Source organism: Sphingobacterium sp. NPDC055431, assembly GCF_053644255.1.
The window spans coordinates 36,951-62,031 of sequence record NZ_JBSHLH010000021.1 but is presented as its reverse complement, the minus strand read 5'-3'; the positions used below and the strand labels follow the sequence as shown (position 1 = coordinate 62,031).

The 25,081-nt window shown below is 39.9% G+C and carries 24 protein-coding genes and 1 tRNA gene; 10 read left to right on the top strand and 15 right to left on the bottom strand.

What is annotated here, in order from left to right; all coding sequences use genetic code 11:
- The first annotated feature begins 68 nt into the window (after window positions 1-68).
- Both ACWIB3_RS16045 and ACWIB3_RS16040 read left to right on the top strand, forming a co-directional pair.
- Entirely contained in the window at window positions 69-494 is a 426-nt protein-coding gene (locus tag ACWIB3_RS16045) for a hypothetical protein (RefSeq protein ID WP_313262219.1), read from the top strand.
- Between the two features lie 199 nt (window positions 495-693).
- Window positions 694-1,137 carry a nuclear transport factor 2 family protein gene (locus ACWIB3_RS16040; RefSeq protein ID WP_454292121.1) on the top strand — a complete coding sequence of 148 codons (444 nt, stop codon included), beginning with the start codon at window positions 694-696 and terminating at the stop codon, window positions 1,135-1,137.
- A 57-nt stretch (window positions 1,138-1,194) separates the two neighbouring features.
- Here ACWIB3_RS16040 and ACWIB3_RS16035 read toward each other — a convergent pair whose 3' ends face one another.
- The 4 genes from ACWIB3_RS16035 to rpe form a co-directional block, all read right to left on the bottom strand.
- On the bottom strand, window positions 1,195-1,665 hold the full coding sequence (locus ACWIB3_RS16035) for a DinB family protein (RefSeq protein WP_185213854.1): 471 nt from the start codon (window positions 1,663-1,665) through the stop codon (window positions 1,195-1,197).
- Between the two features lie 140 nt (window positions 1,666-1,805).
- Window positions 1,806-3,542: a M14 family zinc carboxypeptidase gene (locus tag ACWIB3_RS16030; protein ID WP_454292120.1), complete on the bottom strand. Its 1,737-nt coding sequence runs from the start codon at window positions 3,540-3,542 to the stop codon at window positions 1,806-1,808.
- Window positions 3,543-3,705: 163 nt separating this feature from the next.
- Window positions 3,706-5,967 (bottom strand): aconitate hydratase, encoded by a 2,262-nt coding sequence (locus ACWIB3_RS16025; RefSeq protein ID WP_185213853.1) that lies wholly within the window; start codon window positions 5,965-5,967, stop codon window positions 3,706-3,708.
- A gap of 143 nt (window positions 5,968-6,110) precedes the next feature.
- Complete coding sequence (rpe, locus tag ACWIB3_RS16020; protein WP_185213852.1) at window positions 6,111-6,791, bottom strand: ribulose-phosphate 3-epimerase; 681 nt, start codon at window positions 6,789-6,791, stop codon at window positions 6,111-6,113.
- A gap of 215 nt (window positions 6,792-7,006) precedes the next feature.
- Here rpe and ACWIB3_RS16015 point away from each other — a divergent pair, with 215 nt between their 5' ends.
- The 3 genes from ACWIB3_RS16015 (at window position 7,007) to ACWIB3_RS16005 (ending at window position 10,434) form a co-directional block, all read left to right on the top strand.
- Window positions 7,007-9,139 (top strand): HD family phosphohydrolase, encoded by a 2,133-nt coding sequence (locus ACWIB3_RS16015; RefSeq protein WP_185213851.1) that lies wholly within the window; start codon window positions 7,007-7,009, stop codon window positions 9,137-9,139.
- A gap of 114 nt (window positions 9,140-9,253) precedes the next feature.
- Window positions 9,254-9,340, top strand: a tRNA-Ser gene (locus ACWIB3_RS16010).
- Window positions 9,341-9,882: 542 nt separating this feature from the next.
- Entirely contained in the window at window positions 9,883-10,434 is a 552-nt protein-coding gene (locus tag ACWIB3_RS16005) for a dihydrofolate reductase family protein (protein WP_454292119.1), read from the top strand.
- 14 nt (window positions 10,435-10,448) lie between these two features.
- On the opposite strand, the gene ACWIB3_RS16000 is transcribed toward ACWIB3_RS16005, so the two are convergent.
- From ACWIB3_RS16000 to ACWIB3_RS15955, 10 genes are all read right to left on the bottom strand, one after another.
- Window positions 10,449-10,841 (bottom strand): hypothetical protein, encoded by a 393-nt coding sequence (locus ACWIB3_RS16000; RefSeq protein ID WP_454292118.1) that lies wholly within the window; start codon window positions 10,839-10,841, stop codon window positions 10,449-10,451.
- A gap of 116 nt (window positions 10,842-10,957) precedes the next feature.
- Complete coding sequence (locus ACWIB3_RS15995; RefSeq protein ID WP_454292117.1) at window positions 10,958-11,863, bottom strand: fimbrillin family protein; 906 nt, start codon at window positions 11,861-11,863, stop codon at window positions 10,958-10,960.
- A gap of 222 nt (window positions 11,864-12,085) precedes the next feature.
- A complete protein-coding gene (locus tag ACWIB3_RS15990; RefSeq protein WP_454292116.1) occupies window positions 12,086-12,994 on the bottom strand; it encodes a fimbrillin family protein in 909 nt (302 codons plus the stop codon).
- Window positions 12,995-13,061: 67 nt separating this feature from the next.
- A complete protein-coding gene (locus ACWIB3_RS15985; protein ID WP_454292115.1) occupies window positions 13,062-13,961 on the bottom strand; it encodes a fimbrillin family protein in 900 nt (299 codons plus the stop codon).
- A gap of 68 nt (window positions 13,962-14,029) precedes the next feature.
- Window positions 14,030-14,887, bottom strand: a complete 858-nt coding sequence (locus ACWIB3_RS15980; protein ID WP_454292114.1) for a FimB/Mfa2 family fimbrial subunit — start codon at window positions 14,885-14,887, stop codon at window positions 14,030-14,032.
- Window positions 14,888-14,899: 12 nt separating this feature from the next.
- A complete protein-coding gene (locus ACWIB3_RS15975) occupies window positions 14,900-15,517 on the bottom strand; it encodes a DUF3575 domain-containing protein (RefSeq protein ID WP_454292113.1) in 618 nt (205 codons plus the stop codon).
- Between the two features lie 458 nt (window positions 15,518-15,975).
- Window positions 15,976-17,073: a hypothetical protein gene (locus tag ACWIB3_RS15970; protein ID WP_454292112.1), complete on the bottom strand. Its 1,098-nt coding sequence runs from the start codon at window positions 17,071-17,073 to the stop codon at window positions 15,976-15,978.
- A 211-nt stretch (window positions 17,074-17,284) separates the two neighbouring features.
- Window positions 17,285-18,238 (bottom strand): DUF4407 domain-containing protein, encoded by a 954-nt coding sequence (locus ACWIB3_RS15965; protein ID WP_185213841.1) that lies wholly within the window; start codon window positions 18,236-18,238, stop codon window positions 17,285-17,287.
- A 1-nt stretch (window position 18,239) separates the two neighbouring features.
- Complete coding sequence (locus ACWIB3_RS15960; protein WP_185213840.1) at window positions 18,240-18,794, bottom strand: hypothetical protein; 555 nt, start codon at window positions 18,792-18,794, stop codon at window positions 18,240-18,242.
- Window positions 18,795-18,798: 4 nt separating this feature from the next.
- Window positions 18,799-19,077 carry an HNH endonuclease gene (locus ACWIB3_RS15955; protein WP_185213839.1) on the bottom strand — a complete coding sequence of 93 codons (279 nt, stop codon included), beginning with the start codon at window positions 19,075-19,077 and terminating at the stop codon, window positions 18,799-18,801.
- 405 nt (window positions 19,078-19,482) lie between these two features.
- Between ACWIB3_RS15955 and ACWIB3_RS15950 the strand changes: the two genes are divergently transcribed.
- From ACWIB3_RS15950 to ACWIB3_RS15940, 3 genes are all read left to right on the top strand, one after another.
- A complete protein-coding gene (locus ACWIB3_RS15950) occupies window positions 19,483-20,295 on the top strand; it encodes a sterol desaturase family protein (protein ID WP_185213838.1) in 813 nt (270 codons plus the stop codon).
- A 277-nt stretch (window positions 20,296-20,572) separates the two neighbouring features.
- The gene (locus ACWIB3_RS15945) at window positions 20,573-21,811 is read left to right on the top strand and encodes an MFS transporter (RefSeq protein WP_454292111.1); all 1,239 of its coding nucleotides are present in this window, start codon (window positions 20,573-20,575) and stop codon (window positions 21,809-21,811) included.
- 64 nt (window positions 21,812-21,875) lie between these two features.
- Entirely contained in the window at window positions 21,876-22,376 is a 501-nt protein-coding gene (locus tag ACWIB3_RS15940) for a YdeI/OmpD-associated family protein (RefSeq protein ID WP_454292110.1), read from the top strand.
- A 16-nt stretch (window positions 22,377-22,392) separates the two neighbouring features.
- Here ACWIB3_RS15940 and ACWIB3_RS15935 read toward each other — a convergent pair whose 3' ends face one another.
- A complete protein-coding gene (locus ACWIB3_RS15935) occupies window positions 22,393-22,611 on the bottom strand; it encodes a hypothetical protein (RefSeq protein WP_185213836.1) in 219 nt (72 codons plus the stop codon).
- Between the two features lie 127 nt (window positions 22,612-22,738).
- Between ACWIB3_RS15935 and ACWIB3_RS15930 the strand changes: the two genes are divergently transcribed.
- Both ACWIB3_RS15930 and ACWIB3_RS15925 read left to right on the top strand, forming a co-directional pair.
- Complete coding sequence (locus ACWIB3_RS15930; RefSeq protein WP_454292109.1) at window positions 22,739-24,571, top strand: acyltransferase family protein; 1,833 nt, start codon at window positions 22,739-22,741, stop codon at window positions 24,569-24,571.
- Between the two features lie 49 nt (window positions 24,572-24,620).
- Entirely contained in the window at window positions 24,621-25,013 is a 393-nt protein-coding gene (locus ACWIB3_RS15925) for an NUDIX hydrolase (protein ID WP_454292108.1), read from the top strand.
- The last annotated feature ends 68 nt before the right edge of the window (window positions 25,014-25,081 follow it).

The following is a 25,081-nucleotide window of genomic DNA, read 5'->3' as shown; positions in this document are numbered from 1 at the left end:
TTATAACATAAACAACCTAAGGAATCCTTAGGTTGTTTTTTTACGGGCTAATTTTTGTATTTTTCATTATGCAGACGAATTTTGAAATCCATGATCTCATTTACATTCAATTTGGAGGCAAGGAAATAGATCTACATAATGATTTTTCATTTGCAGCTGATCAGTTCCTTGTGACAGATAAGGAAATCAAGCTATTGTTTGAAAAATTTTCCTCTAGGAAAGACCACAACGCTAACTACGCCATCCAATTTACTGCAAAGAACTATTCGTATCTCTTCACTATAGATCCTGACCCTACATATATCATCAATGACAGCCACCTAGATGGAATAACCTTTTTCCCTAGTGTAGACCGAGATATTAATGATGGCCTGATCGATCAGAAAAGACCTACTGCGAAGGATGACCTAATCTTCATGTTTATGAGTGGCAGAACGATTCGCTTCTGTGCTGAAGAGGTTTTCGTCGAGGAGATTGAATCGACCGAGCAATAAATACCCCTAAATCCATCGGTGAATTCTCCAGCAAAACCCTGAGGGTTTTTCACCGAAATAACTCCAGCACTCACCGAGAAAGCTTCAGAATTGACCTATTTTGCCTGTTATGGCCTGTATTTCTGCTATACCTTTGAAGTATCAAATAAGAAATAACAAGAAAAAATAAAACAGGTATTAATCATTAAAAAAATAAGTCATGAAAAATTTAGTAAAAACATTCGCAATCGCAGGTCTATTATTCGCTTCATCGTTCACAGCATTTGCAATCGATAAAGACAAAGACAAATTAAACAGCGCAGTGGTAGAAAATGTTGTTGACGCCTATATCAACACTTCAGTAAGAGGAGATGTAGACCATCTAAACAACCTTTTAGGTAAGGACTTCAGTTTGAAGTACAATACTGAATACAATCAGGCCCCCCTTTCAAGAGCTAACTACATCAAACAGATCAAAAGCCAAAAGGGAAACACCTACAACTGTGATAGCGACTATCAAATCGTGGAGAAAACTGGCAAATACAGCCTTGCTAAAGTAACGCTTAACTTCTCCAACTTCAAACGCATTGATTACCTAACCATGGTGCAGGACAGTGAAGGCTGGAAAATCACTGAAGTAAATTCAGTTTTTGAAGAGAAATAATTGGATGCGACATATATACAAAAGGCTGCTCGGTAAAATGAGCAGCCTTTCCTATTTCTATCTGTCCCAGAACATGGGAGGTTCAATTCCTAAACTCCTGAGGTAAACATAGCCTTGACCTCTATGGTGGATTTCGTTATCCACAAAATACAGAAGGTTTTCAATGATAGGCTGATTAAATTGACCAAATAGATTGTAATCTTCTGGAAATCTTTCTACAGGAATCTTATTGTAATATTCAGTAATCAATGGGGTCTGTCTATCCCACTCTGCCAATAAGGCTTCTTTGGTATTAAATGGAACATCATGGTTGAAACCCTCTGTGGTATTGCTATCGATCCCTTCTAGACCCGGCAACCCAATAGTCAATAATTCTTTCACCAAATCACTGAAAGGGCGCATCCCTCCTATGCTATATTCGAATAATTCCTTTTCTGGAAATTTCTCAATTGTTTTTCTCGTTAAGCCTCTATGTCCTTGCCAATGGTTCAAAAAGTTCTCTTTCGTAATAATTCCTGTAGTGCTCATAATATTTTCTTTTTAAATGATTGAATAATCAAATTTAAGTGCGATGAATGACAGCCTTTTGTCAACAGAAAATTAAAAGTCCAAGCATAAAAAAAGCTTCCAAGGAATATCTTGGAAGCTTGATATGGTTTCGTACCATCCTACAGTATCCTTCCTACAGGATACAGCATGTAGTTATGCTCATAATGATGCGTACGTTTATAGATCCATTCCAATTGTGCCCTTCCACTTTCTGCCAGCTTCGGATCTTGCTTTTTCGCTTCCTCAAAACTTTCCTTTAATTCAACATCATTCTTCAATAGTTCGGCCGCCGTGTCCTCAAATATATAGGCCGAGAAGTATTCTTTTTGCGAAAGGATGGCATCAAAGAAATTCCAGTTGAAAAAGGAATCCATCGCCTGGGGTTCCAATGTTTCTACTATATAACGATTAATGTCCTGATTGGTTTCGATTATCCAATCGCCTTTATAAAATGGCACCTGCATCATCTTCGGACTCAGCTCCACCGAATGATGGGGATAATGCCCTTCATAGGGAGCTCCCTGTGTTTTGTAGGAAGTGATATAATACATCTCCACTTCCTTTACCTCATCAGCTGCCAACTGATGCATCTTGACACCATTGGTTTGCATCAGTTCTATCAACCTATCATAAGCTTGGGGTACGATATATGCTTTTGGTTTTTTGATACTGATGGACGGCTTGTAATTCGAGAAATAGGGAACCTGCTTGCTGAAGGGTTTGCTTCTGTCATAATATAACCTATCCTGCCCCGATACTTCACTGGTCTTTTTCCCGGACTCAAAACCCCTGAACTCAATTTGATCAACTTTTTCAGTATCCAAGGTCCAGCTGACTGGAAAATCGGTTTGGGCAGCGACTTGCTGTTTTATGTTTTTGCGTAGGGCAACCAGATCTTTGGACTCCTTTACGGAAACTTCAAATAAATTCTTCATCAAGGCATAGGTGGATTCTACACGTTGCTGATAGGGCTTCCACATATGCGTTTCTGGCATGTAGCCAATACTGTTGTGCAGGGCGGCATATCCTGTCGAATACCTAGGGCTTTCAAGAAAGGAAACGAGTCCCGATTCTGGCGTCTCGCCTTTAGAATTCACATAAGGAACCATCGGAAAACCTTCCTTTTCCATTCTTCTGTATAGCTCATCCGTGAATTTTGATCTCATATAGGGTGCCAAGTCCTTATGCAGTTTATCCTTATGGGTTTCGATTAGGGTCATTACATATTGATAATCTGCTCCATTGCTGGTATGGGTATCAAAGAAAACATCGGGATCCCAAGTGCTATATATCTTTTGGAAGAGTCTAGAATTTCGGGTATCTCCTTTTATAAAATCCCTGTTGAGATCATAATGCTGCCTAGAGCCCCTAAAACCGTATTCATTTGGACCATTTTGGTTCACCCTGGATTCTCCACGGTTTAGCATCCCCGCAATATTATAGACAGGGATCACGCAGAGTACCAAGTTATCAGGTAATTTATTTGCTTGAAGCAGATCCCTGATAAACATCATGGAAGCATCAATCCCTTCTGGCTCACCTGGATGTATCCCATTGTTGATCAACATCACTGCCTTTCCTTTTGCCTTAATGCTATTGGGATCAAAATCACCATCCTTAGATAGGACGATCAATTGCAATGGCTTCCCAACATCCGTTAATCCATAATCAATCATTTTCACATCCTTCCTGCCTTTGAGCAAGGCAGAATAATAATCCTGCAATTCTTGATAGGTTACCGTTGTATTCTTTTTGGCATCCAGTTCATAGGGTATTTTCTGAGCTTTTATTTCCATTGTTCCAGTAGATAACAACACAGCGGCCAAGGCCATGCTTTTCAATAAACTTGTATTCATGCTTAGTTTGGCTTATTAGGTGAATAAAGATAGAGATTATTTTTGTTTGGAAGGTTCGGAATGCGACATCCCTAAATATAAAAAAGGTGCCGTCCCAATGGAACGGCACCTTCTGAAGTCAGCAGCTCTAGTCTAAATACTAGATACTAACTACTAAATACTATTACTGATTTGCACGGATGATATTCAATGCACCACCAGCTTTGAACCAACCGATCTGTTGTTCGTTGTACGTGTGGTTTGCAAGGATCTCTTCAGACGTACCGTCAGCATGGTGCAATACCAATGTAAGCGGTTTGTTTGGAGCAAATTCAGTTAATCCAATGATATCGATAGTATCGTCTTCGTTGATTTTATCGTAATCATCTTTATTCGCGAAGGTAAGACCAAGCATACCTTGTTTTTTCAAGTTAGTTTCGTGGATACGTGCAAATGATTTTACCAATACGGCACGAACACCTAAGTGACGAGGCTCCATAGCTGCGTGTTCACGAGATGAACCTTCACCATAGTTTTCATCACCTACGACGATTGAACCAATACCGTGCGCTTTGTAATCACGTTGTGTTGCAGGAACCGGACCGTATTCACCAGTCAATTGGTTCTTCACATTATCAGTCTTATCGTTGAAGAAGTTAACCGCACCGATCAACATGTTGTTAGAAATGTTGTCTAGGTGACCACGGTATTTCAACCAAGGACCAGCCATAGAGATGTGGTCAGTAGTACATTTACCTTTAGCTTTGATCAATAATTTCAAGCCTTTAAGGTCAGTACCTTCCCATGCTGCAAATGGCTCTAATAATTGCAGACGATCTGAATCAGGGTTCACATCCACTACAACGCTTGATCCATCAGCTGCAGGAGCTTGGTATCCTGGATCATCCACTGCAAATCCTTTTTCTGGTAATTCATCACCTGTAGGAGGATCTAATTTTACTTGCTCACCGTTTTTATTGGTCAACGTATCTGTAAGCGGGTTAAAACCTAAATCACCTGAGATAGCGATCGCAGCAACCATTTCTGGAGATGTTACGAATGCAAAAGTGTTCGGGTTACCATCAGCACGTTTCGCAAAGTTACGGTTGAAGGAGTGAACGATAGTGTTTTTCTCTTGTTTCTCAGATCCAGCACGATCCCACATACCGATACATGGTCCACATGCATTGGTAAAGATAGTTGCATTAAGGTCTTCGAAAGTTTTCAATAATCCATCACGGTCAGCAGTGAAACGAACTTGCTCCGATCCTGGGTTGATACCAAATTCAGCTTTGGTTACAAGTCCTTTTTCAACAGCTTGGCGAGCGATAGAAGCAGCACGTGATAAATCTTCGTATGAAGAGTTAGTACATGAACCAATCAATCCCCACTCTACTTTAGTAGGCCAGCCGTTTTTACCAGCTTCTTCACGCATACGTGAAATTGGAGTATACAAATCAGGAGTAAAAGGTCCGTTCAATGAAGGCTCTAACTCCGATAAGTTGATTTCGATCAATTGATCGAAGTATTGCTCAGGGTTTGCATAAACTTCAGGGTCAGCAGTCAAATGTTCTTTGATTGCATTCGCCGCATCAGCAACTTCGGCACGGTCTGTAGCACGCAAGTAACGCTCCATAGAAGCATCATAACCGAAGGTTGATGTCGTTGCACCGATTTCAGCACCCATGTTACAGATTGTACCTTTACCTGTACAAGATAAAGATTCAGCACCTTCGCCAAAGTATTCTACGATAGCACCAGTACCACCTTTTACAGTTAAGATACCAGCCACTTTCAAGATTACATCTTTTGGAGCCGCCCAACCAGAAAGTTTACCTGTTAATTTCACACCGATCAATTTAGGGAATTTCAGCTCCCATGGTAATCCTGCCATCACATCACATGCATCTGCACCACCAACACCGATCGCAACCATACCTAAACCACCCGCATTTACTGTGTGGGAGTCAGTACCGATCATCATACCACCTGGGAAAGCATAGTTTTCCAATACTACCTGGTGGATAATACCAGCACCTGGTTTCCAGAAACCAATACCGTATTTGTTCGATACAGAACTCAAGAAGTTGAATACTTCTGAGCTTTCATTTTTAGCACGATTTAAATCCTCTGCTGCTCCATCACGCGCTTGAATCAAGTGGTCACAGTGAACAGTTGAAGGAACTGCTGCTTGCGGACGGCCTGCTTGCATAAATTGCAATAAAGCCATCTGAGCAGTTGCATCCTGCATCGCTACACGGTCCGGTGCGAAATCAACGTATGATTTGCCACGCTCGTAAGCCTCTGAGGCATTACCATCCCAAAGATGCGTATATAAAATTTTCTCAGCTAGAGTCAATGGTTTATTTACAACTTGGCGAGCAGCTTTTACACGCTCATCATATTGAGAATAAACCTTTTTGATCATGTCTATATCAAAAGCCATTATTTGTAGTTTAATATGATTTATTAAATTTTACACTATTAAGCTCATACTATGAGCTGTTTACGCAAAAATACAAAAAAAACTGCGTTTTATTCGCATTTCTGCCACTTCTCGCTAATTTGGAAGTATTCTAAACAAAAGGGTTAAACCAATTGAACTGAAGGGTCTACAGCCTTCAATTCCTGTATTGTTTGAACTGGATTTTCGGAAGAGAACACAAAGCTACCGGCCACCAAAACGTCAGCTCCAGCTGCCAATAACTTGCCCGCATTGGAAGTCCCAACACCTCCGTCAATCTCGATCAAAACATCCGTATTCTGCTCTGCCGCTAAAGCGCGTAATTCTTTAATTTTACTGTACGTTCGCTCAATGAATTTCTGTCCTCCGAAACCGGGATTTACAGACATCAGGCAAACTAGGTCAATATCCTGGATCACATCCTTCAACAAGGAAACCGGTGTATGCGGATTCAATGCAACCCCTGCTTTACATCCCAACTCCTTAATCGCTGCTAATGTGCGATGTAAATGTGTGCAAGCTTCATAATGAACAGTTATAACCTCTGCCCCATTATCCTTGCAAACCTTCAAGTAACGGTCTGGATCCACGATCATCAAATGTACATCCAAAGGCTTTTTTGCATGCTTTGCAATGGCACTCATTACCGGGAATCCAAAAGAGATGTTTGGGACAAATACCCCATCCATGATGTCAATATGAAACCAATCAGCTTCGCTCGCATTGACCATCTCTACGTCACGCTGTAAGTTTGCAAAATCTGCAGCCAATACCGAAGGTGCTATTAAGTGTTGTTGTGTGGACATGTCTTAAATTTTTTGCAAAGATAACAAGTATTATCCTCTAATTGAAAAATAGACAGGTTTTCCCTAGAATTGCTACATTCAACTTACAATCCAAAGCAAAAAGGAAAGAAACTCCTCGACAATAAGGACAATGTTTTCAGATTGTCTTAGCCTAAAATCAAACTGTTTGCCGTAAAATAATTACATTTGTTAGTTAGGATTACTAAAATTAGATTGTGGCGAAATTAAAGATAAATTACCCTAAGGATAAATTACAGCAAAACTCCAGTTTGTGGAAATATGGAATGGTTGTCTTAACCATTGTCCTGATCTGTATATTCCTACCCAAACAACCCAGATTTAGGTACGAATACCAGAAAGGAAAACCTTGGAACCATGAAAACCTGACCTCCCCCTACAACTTCGCAGTCCTCAAAACTGCCGAAGAAATGGAGCGCGATAAACAGTACATCCTGAATACGGTCCAACCTATCTATAACCTGAACGATGTGGCCAGTAAGGAACAGATCGATCAGTTCAATACCGACCTCAACGAAAAATGGCAATCCAGCCAATTAGATTCCGCCGAGACAGGAAACCTCAATGACTATCGAGAAGTAGGAACCGCCCTCTTGAATTACATCTACGAAAGAGGTGTCCTTTCCCTCAATAATCGATATCAAAACAAAGGCAATGACTCCTCCAGAAATGACCCTACTTCGTTGGAGTATAACTTTGTCCTGATCCACGACAATATCGCCCAGCAGAAGAATACGGTAGATTGTTATACGATAGAATCTGCAAATCAATATATCGTTGGAGCACTTGAAAAGAACAAACTGATCGAGCATAAGAAATGGCTGTCTGAAGTCCTGAAAAACTACATCACCATCAACTACGTCTTTAATGAGTCCCAGACCAACAAAGTTGAGCAAACGGCCTTGGCCAATATCTCAACTACCCGAGGGATGGTGCAAAAGGACGAACTGATTGCTGAACAGGGGAAAATAATCAATAACGACACTTATCAGAAATTAGAGTCCCTACGAAAGGTATTCGAGGACGAATCTAGGATCAGTGGCGAACAGAACCTTGTCACTTTTGGACACTTTATCCTGATTTCGCTAGCCATGGCCCTATTGATGGTATTCCTTTATTTCTTCAGAAGGGATATCTTCAACAATAACCGTCTGCTGTTCATTATCTTCATCGTCATTTTGGTAATGTTAGGGGTATTGAGTTGGGCTATCAAGATCAAGATCCCAAGTCTTTATTACATTCCCTATTGTAGTGTACCGATCATCTTCAGATTATTGTTCGATACACGGATAGCTCTCAACATCCATATCCTGATGGTACTGATTGCCGGACTGTTCGTACCTAACAGTTTTGATTTTGTTTTCTTGCAGTTCACGGCCGGTATGGTTGCGATTTACAGCATCCGTACACTGGTTAAGAGAGAGCAATTCCTGGTATCCAGTGTGCTGATCTTAGGAACCTACATCCTAGCTTATATGGGATTGGTTCTGACCCGTAACGGATCTTTTTCTTCGATTTACTGGCAGGACATCCTTCCATTTACAGTGAGTGTAGGATTGACGCTTCTCGCCTATCCTTTGATCTATGCTTTCGAGAAGTTATTTGGAATCGTTTCAGACTTAACCTTAATGGAATTGACCAACAGTAACTCCAGGTTACTGCGTGAGCTTTCCTTAAAGGCACCAGGTACATTCCAGCATTCGCTACAGGTTGCTAACCTTGCTGAAGCCGCAATATATAAGATTGGTGGAAACCCATTACTGGTCCGTGCAGGAGCTTTATACCATGATATTGGTAAGATGATCAATCCACTGTACTTTATCGAAAACCAGAAAACCAATGACAACCCCCACGAGGAGTTGACTCCTGAACAAAGTGCACAGATCATAATCTCGCACGTGTTGAAGGGCATTGAAATGGCTAGGAAGAACCAGATGCCTGAGGTGGTAATCGACTTTATCAGAACGCACCATGGAACGACCAAGGTTGATTACTTCTACAACATGGCGGTAAAGGCGAATCCAGACAAGGTCATTGACGAGTCAATCTTTAAATACCCTGGTCCAGTACCATTTTCAAAGGAGACCGCTGTCTTAATGATGGCAGACTCTGTTGAGGCTGCTTCAAGGGCATTAAAGGAGCCTACCGAAGAGTCAATCAATAATTTGGTGGATAAGATCATAGATCATAAATTATTGCAGAGACAGTTCCAGAATGCGGATATTACGATGCGTGAGATCACTGAATCGGCCAAGATCTTCAAGGCCATGCTGAAGAGCATTTACCATGTTCGCATTGATTACGATCTAAGTAAGAAGAAAGATAATTAAAAAAACAAATTGATATTCAAAAGGTTGCTGTAGGCAGCTCATAAAATGCGTATTTTTCGCTAAATCGACTTTGAAGAGTGAAAATTTTGCGTTATGTTTGCACTGTCGAAACCCGGAGAGGTGCCTGAGTGGCCGAAAGGAACAGTTTGCTAAACTGTCGTACTGGAAACGGTACCGCGGGTTCGAATCCCGCCCTCTCCGCAAAGATAAATTAAAACCCTTCAATGTTAATTGAAGGGTTTTAATTTTTACATCAAATTGCCAAGCTTGCTTAAAGCAATTTGATGTGAAAAATAAAACCAGCGAGTGTAACGAGCGAAGGTTTTGATACTATCTTTTAGCCTCCCCCCTCCAGGGATCGCCGAAGGCAATCCCGTCCTCCCTCAAATAACCGTTTGATGTTTCAAGTTAGAATGATATTGAGGATATTATGTATGCTAAAGGAGAACCTGTTGGTACCAAATAAAAATCCTATGGATGCTAAAGAAAAGCTCGTTGTTCACTGAAGAGTATCAGTGTTCGCTCAAAGAATCCCTTTGAAAGCTAAAGGAGAACCTGTTGGTCCCAGATAAAAATCCTATGGATGCTAAAGAAAAGCTCGTTGTTCCTTTAAAGAATGTCTGTGTTTCAAAAAATACACCCTTTACATCAAAACCCCCTCTCTTCCCCCTACATTTCTTGCCCTATGACAAGCCAATTCCCTCCTCCCTTCCTTATCTTTGATTTATCAAACTCCCACAACCATGAGAAAAATAACCGCCGCCTTCAATATGACCCTCGACGGAAATTGCGATCATACCGTTCCAAGTCCCGATGCTGATATCCATGATCATTACAGTCAGCTCATATCAAATGCCGATACTCTCCTTTACGGTAGAATTACCTTCGAACTGATGAAATTTTGGCAAACCCTCCTTAGCAACCCTTCCGACCAACAATCTCACAATGATTTTGCAATAGCCATAGACAAGGTTCCAAAAATCGTATTCTCCAACAGCATACTATCAACCGGCTGGGATACTGCACAATTGTCCGAAAAACCATTGTCCGAAAAGATCAAAGAATTAAAAAACGGAGAAGGGAAAGACATCTTAATCTGCAGCAGGAGCTTAATCATTCAATTGCTGAATCAAAACCTTATCGACGAATTTCAGCTATGCATTCACCCCATTATTGCAGGCCCAGGACTAATGTTATTTGATAAAATTGAAAAACGAATTGACATGAACCTTCGCGAAACAAAATCCTTCAAATCCGGTGCTGTTATCCATTATTACATTCCAATCCGGAACTAAGATTACACAAAAACCTACCTCGGCTCATGTTGATGGCAATATCCATTGACATTTCTTGTCATATGCTTACAAGGTGTGCCTTTTTTGGTCTTACCTTTACATTGTACAGACCGAGAAACTGCCCCTTGCGCTTCTCCTGGTTTTATCCCTAATCCACTTTGAGCTGTCCCTACAAATCCTTTTGGCTTCGTTTGCCCAGGATTACATTGCGAACAGGCACTAAGACCCATTTTTTGGGCATCAGCAATACTCAACGCATTTGAAACATTCTTGACATAACGACACGTTGCAGTATGGTATTTACTGCCTGATGGAGTTTTATAAACTGTCTGCGCAGATAGGCAGAAAGTAGACAGCACAAAAAATATACAGATAAGATACCTCAAGGTTACAATTAGTTTACACAAAGATAAAACAAGAATCTACATAACCTCAAATAAATGCATTTAACATGAAGTAAGTTTAGAAATTTGGAGCATAAAAAAACACCCCTGCAAACTGCAGAGGTGTCTATATCTTTATTTTAGTTGGCTGTTCCTGTCAAGGATTCAGGCTGCCAATCTCTAATCGTCACATTTCCGAGTACCATTCCAATTTTTGCAATATCAAGGTCTATGGTATACTCCTTACCAGCTTCAAATTCTAAACCAGCATTGGCTTTCCAAACAAACACATCAGTCCCAATACTGAAACTTACCGAAAAGTCTCCGGCAGCTGCAAATGTTTTTGGAAGAACGATCGCCTCATAACGGCTACCCAAGGTTTTTCCAAAAGGCTCAATAGTGGCAGGGGTATTTTGATTGCTGATCACTCCAGTGGCCAAACTAAAGTCAGCCAAAGTATTCATGCCAGCCATCGACACCTCCATATCATCCCATTCCTGGCTGCTATCATCCATTCCGCTACCTGCCGATGTCAGGATGACCAGCTTTGCCAGTTTATGTTCAAATTCCAGTGGAACCATCGTTGCAGAAGTTTTATCATAACCAATACCTGCATTATCAACTTTTGTCCATAATAGATCATTAGACGCAAGATCAGTCTGGGAAGAAAGGTCAATGGCGAAATTACCAAGATTGGTTATCCCTGCTCGATAAGGATAATAGGCAATAAAGTCTACTTTACTTCCAGATACTGGAAAATAAATCTCCTGTCCTGTTGCGGCGTTGAAGTTGCTCCCGTCTGCAGTTTGGTATAATCGATTGCTCATGGCATTATAGATATCCGAAGTCCCATTGTTGACCATAAATATCCCTATTTGATCATTTGTGCTCCAAGTCGTTGTGATCCCATTGTTGGCGGTTGCCTTTTTCATTCCGGCGTTGAAGTTGACCACCTGCGAGGTTTCTTCCTTCAGGTTGTCTACCTTGCTACAAGAACTGATCAGGATCCCCGCAAGTGCGATAGAGGTTATTAATTGGATTTTCATCTGCTATAGAATTATATTTTTTCCTTAATTGAATGTTCTGTTTATTCCATATGTAATTGCCACAGGCTTACATCTCGCTTTCCATTGAATTTATATCACCATCTTGGCAAGCTATCACAAGCCCCAATGTTGGGGCTTGCGAAAAACTGATGTTCAGATCAATTTATGCAAGAAAGAACATCATATTGTTCAGGACAGGTTAATTTCCCCTGTACCTATACATTAATTTGCTATACCTGTTCTACTTTCTGTTTCCCAATCTGTGATGGTTATACCACTCAGGTTCACACCCGTTTTTTCAATATCAAGGCTAATGGTATACTGTTTTCCAGCCTCAAATTGCTCACCAGCTGCCGCTTTCCATACAAATACATCTGTACCAACCGTGAAACTGATTTGCAGATCACCTGCTGCAGCAAAGGTTGCTGGAAGCACGATGGCTTCATATAGCGCTCCTGCTGTCTTTGCAAAAGGCGCCACCGCAAGTGCTGCGCTTGGATTGCTTAGTGTACCGGTCGACAGGTCAAAATCGGCCGCTGTGTTCATACCAGTAACCTGTACTGTCATATTAGCCCAATCCAAACTGGCATCGTCCATACCCGTTGAAGCATTTGGAACAATAGCTATCTTGGACAGTTTATGTTCAAATTCCAGAGGAACCTGTCCGGCTGTACTTTTATTGTAACCATTGTTGCCATTGTTCACTTTTACCCAAAGCAAATCATTTTGAGCAAGATTGGCCTGTGTAGAAAGATCAATTTCATAATTATCTCCTAATGCTGTAATACTTGGTCTGTACGGGTAATATGCAATAAAATCTACCTTGCTATCAGATACCGGATAGTAGATTTCATGGCCTGGTTGAGGAGCAAAATCAATTCCGTCACTTGTCACATATAACTTATTTGCCATACCACCATAAACATCTGCAGTACCTGTATTCAGCATAAATATCCCTATCTGATCTCCCGTCTGCCAGGAACTGGTTATTCCATTGTTTATAGTCGCTTTCTTCATTCCTGCAGTAAATCTTACTTGGTCAGAGGTTTCTTCCTTAAGGTTATCGACCTTACTACACGAGCTGAACATTAATGCCACAAGAGCAATACTGGTTAATAATTGGGTTTTCATTTTTTATTGTTTTGATTTTTTCAGTTCTGTTAATAATTATCTTTTTCTATTGTGTTTGTATTATTCATTACTCAATCAAAAAATCGAGTTTTATTATCTTTGCTTCCCCAGCCATGAGTTGGACAACCTTTGGAAGTAAATATTTTTTTGTACCGACGGTACTTGTTAATGTTATTATTTCTTTTGAATTTGGCAGGTTATGAACTGGCAAATAAGCACGATAGGTAAATTTGGTTAAATAATCTGGGGACGAAGGTTGCTCTACCCTATATAGGTAATAGGAAATATTTCCATTGATATTCAATAAACTATGATTATATAAATTCAACATTGCCATTCCTATATTAGAGGTCACTGAAACCTCCAAACTTTGATCTGGTCCCGTTCCTGCCCCCGCTCCCTTAGATACTTCTATCTGCAGCATAGCCAACCTATGGGTAAGAACTAATTCAACATCCCCCCCTTTTACCACACTCCCTACTGCACCTGACATCAAGTCTGATTTTGCAAACCCATTCAATCCTTCATTCATGGAGCTTGGATAAAAATGTATTTGCAATGGATCTATAGGATTTTCTACTGATGGATCAGGTTGATATGGGTAATATGCATAAAAATCATAATTAGCGGCTCCATTTGGCCACTCTATGTCTCCATCCCACCCCGTACCATTGTAAGTGAGTTTAGCGTTGTGGATCGGATTGCCTGAAGCAACCAAATTTGTTCCTTGAGCAGCACCAAACACCCCAATCTCATCACCTACTTTAAAGGTAGTTGTGAAATCAGCACTGGATGTTGGGTGTACCGTAGCTTTCTTTTCCTTTCCGTTATTGATGTTAACCTTAAAATTGATCTTCTCTCCCTGAGGTGTTGGTCCATCCTTTACCTTGCTACAACCAAAAATTAGCAGAACCATGGAAAACATGATGATTTTCATAGGTTGGAAGTATATCGTTCTTCTTTTCATTACTTTCATTTGTTTTATTAGGAATACCTATTAAAATCGTGGCTTTAACACGATTTGATTTTATACGGCTACCAAGCCTGGCCCGAAGCGTTTTGCTTGACCCAGTCCTTGATACTAACTTTAAATCCTGCAGCTGTTTGGGTTTCTACCTTTGCCTTGAGCTCCATTGGGATATGTTTGTCCGTGTTTGCATCTGCGAGCAGCTCAGTCATGTCCGACTCCATGGCTACGACTTCAGGTACCCCTTGGTCAAAACTCAAGGTTCCAGAAATCATCTGTTTCCCACCTTGCACGCCAAGAATGCGGATCACAGCCATCCATGTGCCGTCTGCCTGCTTCTTGAAGTCTAACGGTACGCTACTCGGACTCCCTGAGGGCACATTGCCCTGTAGGTCCCAAGCAGAAGCGATCCCAGATAATTGAGCTTGGATCGAATTGATGTTGGACGCACTCCCTCCCTCTGGTTCGAGGATAATGGTCAATTGACGGACTTGTTGTTGCATTACTGCAGTGGCTTCCACGTTGCTTTCATTTGCATATTGAAGTTCGCCAGTCGAAGAAAAAAGCCATTCAGGCATTGGGATCAATTGTCCGTTTTCAGTGTGCTGTTTGGCAATGCCAGATTCAATATCAAATCCGGAAGCAAGGTTATAAGCTAGATAGGGATAGTTACCAGGAAACAGTTCCGGCAAATCAGCCTGACCTTGGCCAAAGGAATGTACTTTTCCATCAAGAATGACTTGGTAACTGTTAGGGATTGAAATTCCCTCTGTTCGTTTTTCCCAGTCCGTCTGCAACAGGTAATGCCCCTGTTCGGTCAGTTCTAGCCTACTACAGGAAGGAAACAGAAAGCTGACTAGGATAGTGATATATAGGCAGCAAACTACGCGAGATCTTTTTCGTGTTTTTTGATAATTTTTCTCCATTTCATTTAAGGTTTAATTGGTTCGTCTAGAAAAGCTAATGCTGATTCCCGTTGGTCCCCAGTAGGTCCTGTCAGGAATGGTTGCTGTACGGTAGTGCTCTCCATTTACATGGCGCATCTTTTCCACTTTGCTAAATTGAAGGAAACCAAGCGTAAGCCCGATATCGATCAACAGCTTTTCCCCAGCAGCATACTGCTTTCCGAAAGTAAATCCCCCGCCCATAAAGTGGCCTTGTTCATTGGAGATGTTATAGTCGCCGACGGTACCTTTCAGGCCTATGTAGGCATCCCGCGAATCATTTGTGTAATAACGCAGTTGAGGAGCGGCATACCAGTTACGCCAGTAATGGTCATTGCCATTCCGCTTGAAGTTCCAATGCGACAGTCCCCCATCGGCCAAAAGGCCAATTCGATCAGCAGCACGATATTCCATCCCCAGATTGGGAACAAGAAATAGCCAGCCCAGCATGTTACTGCGGACATTAAAACTTCCAGGCTTTGAACCTTCAAGAATTTTGACTTCCTGACCCTTCAGCGGATTTAGCAAAAGGCAAAACATAAGCATACAGAGTGATCCTCGGATCATTTTAGTTTTATTGGTCATTGGTTTGGTATGGTATAGTTTCAACATTATCAACACATAACAATGCTGGAACTGTATTTTATTATGAAACTAATATATTAATTATAAATAAACTTACAAGTATTTTATTGAAATTTTTAATAAAATCATAGCAAAACCTTTTGAACCCTATTTCATATAGCACACATTTAATAACTTTTTTAATTAATACGGACGTTTATGGTATCGAACGAGGAATATTGGGATATGACTTTGACTATTCACAATCTCCATACACTTAAGACTGAAAGGATAATTTGCATTGATGGTTTTCAATTTTTGCTGGTTGATTATTGAATAAACCGTTCACCTGTACAGCTGATATTTGAAAACAAAAAAGTTCGCCTAAGCGAACTTTATAAACTTTTTATTTTTAATAAGAAAATATTGGAATTCAGAAAATTCTAGCAAAACTTCATTTTTACCAGAAATGAATACAGCGCATTAAAACATCTTTTGAGATTGATTTAATTAGTTGCTTCTACCACAATCTTCGTTACATTTATTTCATTATTCCAACCGCCATCGATTGGCAATTCCTTCCCATCCATCCAGTACGTATCAAAATGATTTCCTGACTCAGGTGAATAGGCACCTATAAACACTCGGTCATTCTTCACATATAGATCATCGATAATTTTATTCTGTTTGATTTCTTGATGGATTTTCCCATTTTTCCAAACCACGATCTCACCTTGATCATCTAACCTAAAACTTGCAGCGATATAGGTGTTCGCTCCTTCGACAAAGAACTTGACACCGCTGATGCTTCCTATCTCCCTATCTGATTTTAATTTGATGGACTGAAAGACCTTATTGTTTTTATAAATTAATAAGGATGGCAAATCGGTCCCTCTATTAGATATTATAGTGGTAAACAAATATATATCCTGCTGATTAAAACCGATATCTGAAATCATTTCAGGAGATTTCCGTTCTGTATAGATCTTACCATTTTTCCAAACGAGGGATATACTACTTCTTTGAATGACATATACATCATTATTTATACCGGTAACCTTTTCAATAATTGGTTTTTTACCATCTTTCTTTTCCAGATCATAAAGCTTTCCATTTTTCAGGATATCGATAGAATGTACCTTCCCATTTTGGTACCAAGTCCTTTTGACATAAACATCCTTGGCATCCGATACAAATATTTGGTTGCCTGCAGAAAAGGTATTTTGCTCAATGACATTCTTCTTCCCATTCAACCAATACATCGGTATCCGAGAGCTAACATCATCTCCAACCCTCCCTTCATACCCAACAGCATATAAATCCGTTCCTTTTAGATAGGCACTCAGCACAACTCCGCCATTCTCAGCTCCTTCTAAATAACTGATTTTTCCGTTATACCAATATGCCGGTCTTGAACCTAATGCATCCCCTTCTTTTGTGGTATGGCCAAACATATAAATCTTCATGCCATCATAAGCAGGATCATAACTCTCAGGAGAATCACCCCCATCCTCTTTTTTGTCCTTTTTACATGAACTTAAAGTGAACAGGACCGTTCCGATCAGAATAAATAGGGAATAAAATGTAAAATTGTGTCTTTTCATAGTGTGAGCTTCAAATATTGGAAGCTGCTATCCTGAGATAGGAACCCTTCCATAAATCATTCAAATGAACACAAATATGCCCAGGATTTATCACAAACAATAAAACCTGGGTGGCGAAATTATATAAATTGACCAGTTAACGGATGAAAAGCGCCGCTTAAAAAACTTGTTTCACCATATTATGGCTATACAAAAACAATAAGCTACCCTTCTACCCATTTAGCCGCTCCAGCATCTTTAAGCGTACTTCAGTCTGATGATGGATCAATTTATCATAATCTGAGGCCTTATCTGTAAGCTTAATAGTAACTACGAAAAGCTCGATTGAAAGAAAAAAGAAAAAGAACAGTAGATAGACAATCAATCCAATTTTTGAACTGGTAATAACCTCGTGCAGAATATTCAGTTCATCAATAAACCCTGAGGATTTCCTTAGGTCTTTTTCCTTATTGGCCTTGATGGAATCCAAGGAGCCAAGGGTCTTGAATTTCTGACCATTCAACAGGTTGATCTGTTCATTGATCTGCTCCAACTCCCTTTTCTTAGGGTTTTCATTGACCATTTTATTGGTTGAATTCGTACTGTTGATCCGGTTTCCTTGATTGTCCCGAGTGACAGAGGTATTGGTATAGGAAGTTACGATCACTGGATTTTTCTGCAAGTCATCAGAAACTACTTTTTGCCTAGCTTCCAATTGTTCAATGCTCGCATCTATGCTTTTTACCTGCTCATCGATGTCTTTCTCCGAATTATTAATGGCGATTTTTACGCGATCTTCCATGACCTGGGTTTTCTTCAACTCAATATCATCCTTAAAGATTATTTGGTCCAAGATAAATGAACCCAGTATGGCCATGACCAAAGCAAGACCAACACGAAAGGTCACGGACCATTTATTGACTTTTGTAGAAAGTATAATGATCCTTTCAATCTGTATCACCACAAATGCAGCAATGACGGATGCAAGAATTCCACCCACTACACCGACATGCAAGTAACGAACGGCAAATGAGTAGGCAATGAACATCCATACCAGGACGATCAACAATACTGCAGAGGTGAATTTCTTTACCGCCTTTGAGCTCTGCTCACTGGAATGTTGGACTAGGTAATAGTTATAACCCGTCAAAAAACATCCAAACTTAAGCCAGGGATTCTTTTTCATGTTAAAACTCTTTAGCTAGTAAAGTCCTTTGGGTTATGGAAGCCAATCCTTTGGTAAAACCTCTTTTATAGGCCAAGATCGCTCTTTCAAATAAGCCAGAGTCGGTCTTAAGCGACTCTTCAATATCGCCCACCTTTCGCATATGGTTTTCGAGGTCCTCCTTTTTGGAATTCAGCTCCTCTACTAAATCCACTAAACCGGATCTTTTTCGGGAATTGATATGGAATTCCAGTTCTTTCAGAAAGGAATCATGATAAGTCTTGACCTTTGAAATGATGATTTCTAGATCAAACTTGATCAGCCTTAGATTATCTTCTTTATATTTTTCATCTGGACTTGTCAATGCATCATTAAAACCTTTGGACTCAAAATCGGACTGTAGATAGGCATAAATGGTGTTGATACCTGTGAATGAACTTACTGGAGAAGTCCAATCTTGATTAATGTCCTTTTCCACGAAGATATCCTCCGGAATTGGTGGCAGATGACCATTGAGCAAAGCATCTTCAGGTGAACTTTCGGATTGTTTTTTCTTAAAAAAATTAAATAGACCCATTAGATTAAATGTATTTGGTTGGTATTTTATATTTACGGTGCCCACGCTTATGGCACAGCGCACAAAGTGTGATCAGTAGATTACTTGGATAGTCCCAAGGCTCCTTGAATTGGTTGAGCCGATTGATGAAATGATATTGGCGGTGATGGACCTGCAATTGATGAACATCCTGACAGATGACACACTTATTATTGTCCCTTTCCAGAATTGCCTTCCGCTTCTGTTTCCACCTGATATCAAACAATGAGGCGCCATAAGTACCGTGTGTATCTGGAGTATTCATCGAGAAATAAATTAATAATTGACTGTGTTACTAATTAGTTGGGACTAAAGTAAGAAGACTTCTCTAATATTTTTTTGCCATGGATTAAAATTCAACCTTTTGAATGGAATAAATAAATATTTGTAGTCAATCCATTATTTTTTCAGAAAATACTGAATTTCAATTCATTTTCTTTGTAACTTAATCTATTCTTTATAGATATTACTTAAAATTTATAAGAAAAATTATCAATCCTTACTTGCATTTCACCACTAACTTTGCGTTTCACCCTCTTTTGTCGAAACCTCCTGTAGATTATTAGGATCAATCAGGAACTGTAAATGCCCATCCCAATAAATTCTCGTGTTACCATTGAAGCTTTAGAGAAGAACAATCCCTTATTCTATTTACTTAAATAATATAGTCATGGAATTATTAGAAAAAATTCTAAGTCTCGATCCGAATTATTTAATAATCGGATTACTTGTCCTTTTTTTTACGTTAGAACAGATCAGTTCTAACCCATTTGCTTTCAAAAAAAGAGGCGAACACCTTGTCCAGAACATTCTATTCCAACTCCTATTGACCTTGATGAATATCTTTTTCGTAGTCATTCAGGTCTATTGCATAGAATGGCTAAACGAAAACAAAATAGGACTTCTCTACCTTGCAGAGCTTCCTTTCTGGACAAAGCTGATCCTGAGCGTCATGCTTTATGATTTTTCAACCTATTGGATCCACCGAGCTGCACATAAAGTCCCTCTACTGTGGCGCTTGCACCGGGTACACCATAGCGACACCAGCATGGATTCATCCAGTAGTTTCCGCTTTCACCCGCTCGAAATGATCCTCGTCTATGAAACTGGAAACATCCTTTCAGCTGCAGTATTCGGCACCGATGTCATCGCTTTGGGCCTTTATTACTTTATTCTCTATATCTTCCTGTTCATGGAACATTCCAACCTACGCTTCCCAAATTGGCTCAACAGATCTTTCGGATTGATATTCGTCATGCCCGATCATCATCGCGTACATCATGACCAAAACCAATTTTATACCGACAGCAATTTTGCCGATATATTCATTCTTTGGGACCGAATATTCGGCACATTCAAGACTCTTCCACTCAACAAGATGAAATATGGCCTAATTGAATTTGACAGCGAAGAAAAACAAAGCTTTCTTTACCTCATGAAGAGTCCCTTCATCAATATCAAGAGAGTCAAAGGAGATCGATGACGTTGCTAAATTTTCCAAACACTATCCGAATAAGATCACAACAAAAGATTAAAGATAGACCTAATATTAATTGGGTCTATTCTTTTTTGTTTCAAATTTACCCTGTCTTAAATCGCAGGTATAAAAGGCTAGACTATTCAACTTCCTTCCCTTTCTTGAATTATTTTCATTTACCATCAGACATCAAGAAAATAACCGGACTCCATTTTTCTGTAACTAGAGTAACTAACTTTTACTTTTTATTTCAGCATTTTTGATTTGACAACGATAAAGATCAATGGGAAATATAAAGTTAGGGTTAAAAGAAAACTGGCAACAATTCAGCTTATTGATTTTGGTGAATATGATGGTTGGTGGAATGGTTGGTCTAGAGCGAACTGTTGTTCCCTTGGTAGGGACATCGGTTTTTAAGATTCAATCGGATGTTGTGGTGTTCTCCTTTATTATTGCCTTTGCTGTTGTCAAAGCGTTTACCAACCTAATTTCTGGCGTTTTAGCGGATAGATTTACCCGTAAGAAGGTATTGATCTGGGGCTGGATAATTGGATTACCTATTCCTTTTTTGCTTGCTTTTGGACCTTCCTGGAACTGGATCTTGTTTGCCAATGTTTTATTGGGCATGAGCCAAGGTTTGGCTTGGTCCATGACGGTCAACATGAAAATCGATCTTGTGGGCAAGAAAAGTCGAGGTCTGGCCATGGGCTTGAATGAGGCTGCCGGATATGGAGCTGTAGGATTGACCGCACTATTGACAGGTTACATAGCATCAGAATATGGACTTAGGCCTCAACCATTCTATATCGGAATTGCTTACACCATAATCGGAATGCTACTTTCCATATTCGTCATATGCGACACGAGGAAATTTGCTCAATTAGAAGCGCAAGCCATCCCCACTCGGTTTTCTAGTGAAAAGACTCCTAAACCAACTCTTGGATGGGCATTTAAGGAGACCTCATTTCGGAACAAGAATTTATTCTCTGTTTCGCAAGCGGGATTGATCAACAACTTGAATGATGGGATGTCCTGGGGAGTTTTCCCCTTACTCTTCATGTCTATGGGTGTTGGGCTAGAGGGTGTAGGTTGGATCAAGGCTATCTACCCAGTAGTATGGGGTCTAGGACAAATCATCACCGGTCCTTTAGCAGATAAATGGGGCCGCAAACCACTGATCGTGTGGGGGATGTTTGTTCAAGTCATTGGCCATATCGTAATCGGCATGGAGTTCCTAGAACCACTGACCTCTGGAATCGTAGGCTCCGTATTTTTAGGGATTGGTACAGCCATGGTCTATCCGGCCCTACTAGCAGCAGTGAGCGATGCTGCGCATCCAAATTGGAGAGCATCATCTTTAGGGGTATATCGCTTTTGGAGAGATATGGGCTATGCCATTGGAGCATTAATGGCCGGTATTGTAGGCAATATTTTTGGATTAATGTGGGCAGTGCATATAGCTGGTCTAGTTACGCTGCTTTCTGGCATATGGGTTTGGTTAAGAATGAAAGAAACGAAATAAATAAAATAAAAAAATGCCATTTTTATATTATAAATTGATTCATGCAATCAGGCAAAAAGCTAAAATGAGTAAGGCAAGTTCATATTCCTTTAAAGCACCTCTTGATATCATTGGTATCAATCCATTTGTATTTGTTCCTGAGCCCATTCTCCATGAACTATTCAGGACCCTGAACAGAGAAAAAGGGAATATAGCACTGAAAGTATCCGTAAACCGATCAAAATACCATCCGCAAACACTTTTAAGATACAAGGGAGATTGGAGACTGTACATCAATACCAGCATGCTGAAAGATTCTCCAAAAAGGATTGCAGAAGAACTGACAATCAAGATCAAGTTGGATTTTTCAGACCGAAATGTTGCTATACATCCTAAGCTACAACTGGCACTAGAAGAAAATAAAGATGCCAAAGCCGTCTTTGAAGCCATAAGCCCTAGCTTACGGAAAGAAATTGTGCGATATATCGCTACCCTCAAAACTGAAAACAGCATTATTCGAAATACAGACAAAGCTATTGCCTTTTTATTGGGAAAGGGCAGTTTTATTGGTCGGAATAAAATATAAAATCGAAGGGATAGTATTAACCTTTCGAAATCTTATCCTTAAATTTTCCCAACTCCGCATCGATTAGCTGTGGCCATGTCTGCAAACCTTCGCGGATAATCTGTTCGCCAAATGTAGCATCTTCATCCTTCGTCACTGCGAGAGCTTGTTCTTGCAATTGTTTAAGATATTCTTGAGTAGGTGGCTCTACATTAGTATTCACGTTGCCATTAACATTTTTATCTTGATTTTCCATATTTAACAGGCTGCAAGAATTAAGCCATGACAGAATTAACTGATATCGATACTAAAATATCCAATTTGTAGAATTTCAATTACATGGAGTTAATCATCAAAATTCTACCTTCATAAAATTTTATTTTATGGGTTATAGGAATGATATTCAGGGGTTAAGGGCCATTGCATTTCTTTTGGTCTTTATATTTCATTTAAACTCAAGTTGGCTTCCCGCAGGATTTCTAGGTGTAGATGTTTTCTTTGTGATCAGCGGTTATTTGATCACTTCCATTATCCTTCACAAGAAAGAGAAAAACAAGTTCAGCATCATGGAATTTTATGAAGGTCGATTAAAAAGAATCGCCCCAGCCTATTATTTCCTGCTCATGGTGATTTCCATACTAGGTTTCTTTATCTATTTACCCATGGACCTTGGGCTTTTACGACGTTCATTGATCACGGCAGGTCTGTTTGTTTCGAATTTCTTTTTTGCCACGGGGGACTCCTACTTTGGGGCAAAACAGGCTGAAAACCCACTGTTGCACACCTGGTCCCTAGGTATAGAAATGCAGTTTTATTTCCTCCTGCCGTTTATCTTAATTTTCTTTAAAAAGAAATACCTACCGTATATCCTTGCCGGAATAATTAGCATCATCTTAGCATATTACCAGTATCGATTCATGGCTTTCGGTCAAGAAAGTGGAACCTACTATAGCCTTTTGGCTAGGATTCCAGAGTTTTTGATTGGTGCCTTCATGAGCGTTGTTCTAAGTAACGGTCAGGTAAAGAACAAAAAGTACAGCCTCCCGCTAGCCCTTTCTGGAGTTTCATTATTGATCTATGGCTTAATGAGTTTAGATGAGAATTCAGCTTTTCCAGGAATCAATTCATTTCTGCCATGCCTAGGGATTGGCTTGATCCTTATATCAAATGACAATTTTATCACCCGGCTTTTAGCATCAAAACCACTGGTCTATATAGGTACGCTATCTTATTCCTTATATCTTTGGCATTGGCCTTTGATGGCATTCCAACGTTATAGAGAAGGTGTTTTTGAAGGTCACCAATTTGACTGGAAAGAAATTTTGACCATCAGCATATTAACTTTTGTGCTGAGTTGGTTATCCTATACCTTTATCGAAAATTCCATCCGCCAAGGAAGCACAAAGAAATTCCTGATTAAATTTGCCTGTATTGTTGTCCCATTTGGAATTGCTACCTATAGTTTACATTGGCTTTCCAAAAAGTTTGAAACACCCTATGAGTTTACCCAGGCATCCTTTGCAACCGGCTCGCATAATGTGGACCATGTCGATACCTTAGGCGATCGAAAAGACAAGAGGCCCCATGTGCTTTTGCTAGGCAACAGCCATGCTAATTCCATCAAACCTTTATTCAATATCCTTGGCAAGAAATTTCATTTTTCCATCAATACTTTGACTTCCGATAGCTTTCCTGCTTTGGAAGGAATCGACAAGAGGGAAATTCCAGAGCGAGAAATGTTGTTTTACAATCTTTCTAGGGCTCTTGTTCCGCATACTAAAGAGCTCATTTCCTCCAGCGAGGTCATCATCATTTCTGCAGATTCATTTGATGAATACCATAGTGTGACGAAAGCTGTAGACTCCCTGGCAAAGGCCTTGAAACCCAATCAAAAGTTGGTTTTAATCAACTCCTATCCTATTGTAGATCGAAATCCAGTAAGGATAAACCATGGCTTTGTGAAAAATAGCGACTATAAATTTAAAGTAACTCCGAATACCCATAGCTTGCATACCATAGACTCCATCGCACGAGTTAACAAAAACGTACTCATCTGGGATATTTCAAAAGCATCCATATATAATGATGCTCCTTATTACAAAGACACCTTGATATATTATGATGATAGGCATATCAATCGTCGTGGTGCTATATTATTAGAAAAGGAAGTTGAGGATAATTTCAAAAAGAAAATTTTACCGGTCATCCAAAACTAGTTATCTGATATTTCATTAATTTAGGACAATAACCTGAAAATTTATGAAGATGATCGATAAGCTAGCTTGGATCGAAATAAAGAATGGCAAAATCCTTTCGACAAAATCATACGGCAAGGAAAAATATTACATTCCGGGTGGGAAAAGAGAGGATGGTGAATCGGATATTCAAGCGTTGACAAGAGAGATTTCGGAAGAATTACAAGTCCAATTAATTCCAGAAAGCATCCGATACATGGGCACATTTGAGGCACAGGCCGACAGCCATCCTGAAGGGATCCTTGTCAAAATGACTTGCTATAGAGCTGAATATACTGGGGAGTTGAAAGCAAGTGCAGAAATAGAACGAATGGAATGGTTGAATTATTCTGATCTAGATAGTGTCTCTGCCGTGGATAAGATCATCTTTAAACAGTTAAAAGAGCAAGGAGAACTACTATAATTTTATTTCCAAAAAAATAAATCCAATTTTTTGTAACCTTTTCGCCGTAGCCTTCCACTAATGTATAA

Bases quoted from the DNA above. Each gene is read 5' to 3' on its own strand.
- ACWIB3_RS15965 (WP_185213841.1), bottom strand. From the start codon at position 18,238: ATGAAAAAGAATCCCTGGCTTAAGTTTGGATGTTTTTTGACGGGTTAT.
- ACWIB3_RS16040 (WP_454292121.1), top strand. From the start codon at position 694: ATGAAAAATTTAGTAAAAACATTCGCAATCGCAGGTCTATTATTCGCT.
- ACWIB3_RS16035 (WP_185213854.1), bottom strand. From the start codon at position 1,665: ATGAGCACTACAGGAATTATTACGAAAGAGAACTTTTTGAACCATTGG.
- ACWIB3_RS15950 (WP_185213838.1), top strand. From the start codon at position 19,483: ATGGAATTATTAGAAAAAATTCTAAGTCTCGATCCGAATTATTTAATA.
- ACWIB3_RS15980 (WP_454292114.1), bottom strand. From the start codon at position 14,887: ATGGAGAAAAATTATCAAAAAACACGAAAAAGATCTCGCGTAGTTTGC.
- ACWIB3_RS16005 (WP_454292119.1), top strand. From the start codon at position 9,883: ATGAGAAAAATAACCGCCGCCTTCAATATGACCCTCGACGGAAATTGC.
- ACWIB3_RS15975 (WP_454292113.1), bottom strand. From the start codon at position 15,517: ATGTTGAAACTATACCATACCAAACCAATGACCAATAAAACTAAAATG.
- rpe (WP_185213852.1), bottom strand. From the start codon at position 6,791: ATGTCCACACAACAACACTTAATAGCACCTTCGGTATTGGCTGCAGAT.
- ACWIB3_RS15940 (WP_454292110.1), top strand. From the start codon at position 21,876: ATGAGTAAGGCAAGTTCATATTCCTTTAAAGCACCTCTTGATATCATT.
- ACWIB3_RS15935 (WP_185213836.1), bottom strand. From the start codon at position 22,611: ATGGAAAATCAAGATAAAAATGTTAATGGCAACGTGAATACTAATGTA.
- ACWIB3_RS16030 (WP_454292120.1), bottom strand. From the start codon at position 3,542: ATGAATACAAGTTTATTGAAAAGCATGGCCTTGGCCGCTGTGTTGTTA.
- ACWIB3_RS15970 (WP_454292112.1), bottom strand. From the start codon at position 17,073: ATGAAAAGACACAATTTTACATTTTATTCCCTATTTATTCTGATCGGA.
- ACWIB3_RS15945 (WP_454292111.1), top strand. From the start codon at position 20,573: ATGGGAAATATAAAGTTAGGGTTAAAAGAAAACTGGCAACAATTCAGC.
- ACWIB3_RS15995 (WP_454292117.1), bottom strand. From the start codon at position 11,863: ATGAAAATCCAATTAATAACCTCTATCGCACTTGCGGGGATCCTGATC.
- ACWIB3_RS16025 (WP_185213853.1), bottom strand. From the start codon at position 5,967: ATGGCTTTTGATATAGACATGATCAAAAAGGTTTATTCTCAATATGAT.
- ACWIB3_RS15930 (WP_454292109.1), top strand. From the start codon at position 22,739: ATGGGTTATAGGAATGATATTCAGGGGTTAAGGGCCATTGCATTTCTT.
- ACWIB3_RS15985 (WP_454292115.1), bottom strand. From the start codon at position 13,961: ATGAAAAGAAGAACGATATACTTCCAACCTATGAAAATCATCATGTTT.
- ACWIB3_RS15925 (WP_454292108.1), top strand. From the start codon at position 24,621: ATGATCGATAAGCTAGCTTGGATCGAAATAAAGAATGGCAAAATCCTT.
- ACWIB3_RS16045 (WP_313262219.1), top strand. From the start codon at position 69: ATGCAGACGAATTTTGAAATCCATGATCTCATTTACATTCAATTTGGA.
- ACWIB3_RS15960 (WP_185213840.1), bottom strand. From the start codon at position 18,794: ATGGGTCTATTTAATTTTTTTAAGAAAAAACAATCCGAAAGTTCACCT.
- ACWIB3_RS15990 (WP_454292116.1), bottom strand. From the start codon at position 12,994: ATGAAAACCCAATTATTAACCAGTATTGCTCTTGTGGCATTAATGTTC.
- ACWIB3_RS15955 (WP_185213839.1), bottom strand. From the start codon at position 19,077: ATGAATACTCCAGATACACACGGTACTTATGGCGCCTCATTGTTTGAT.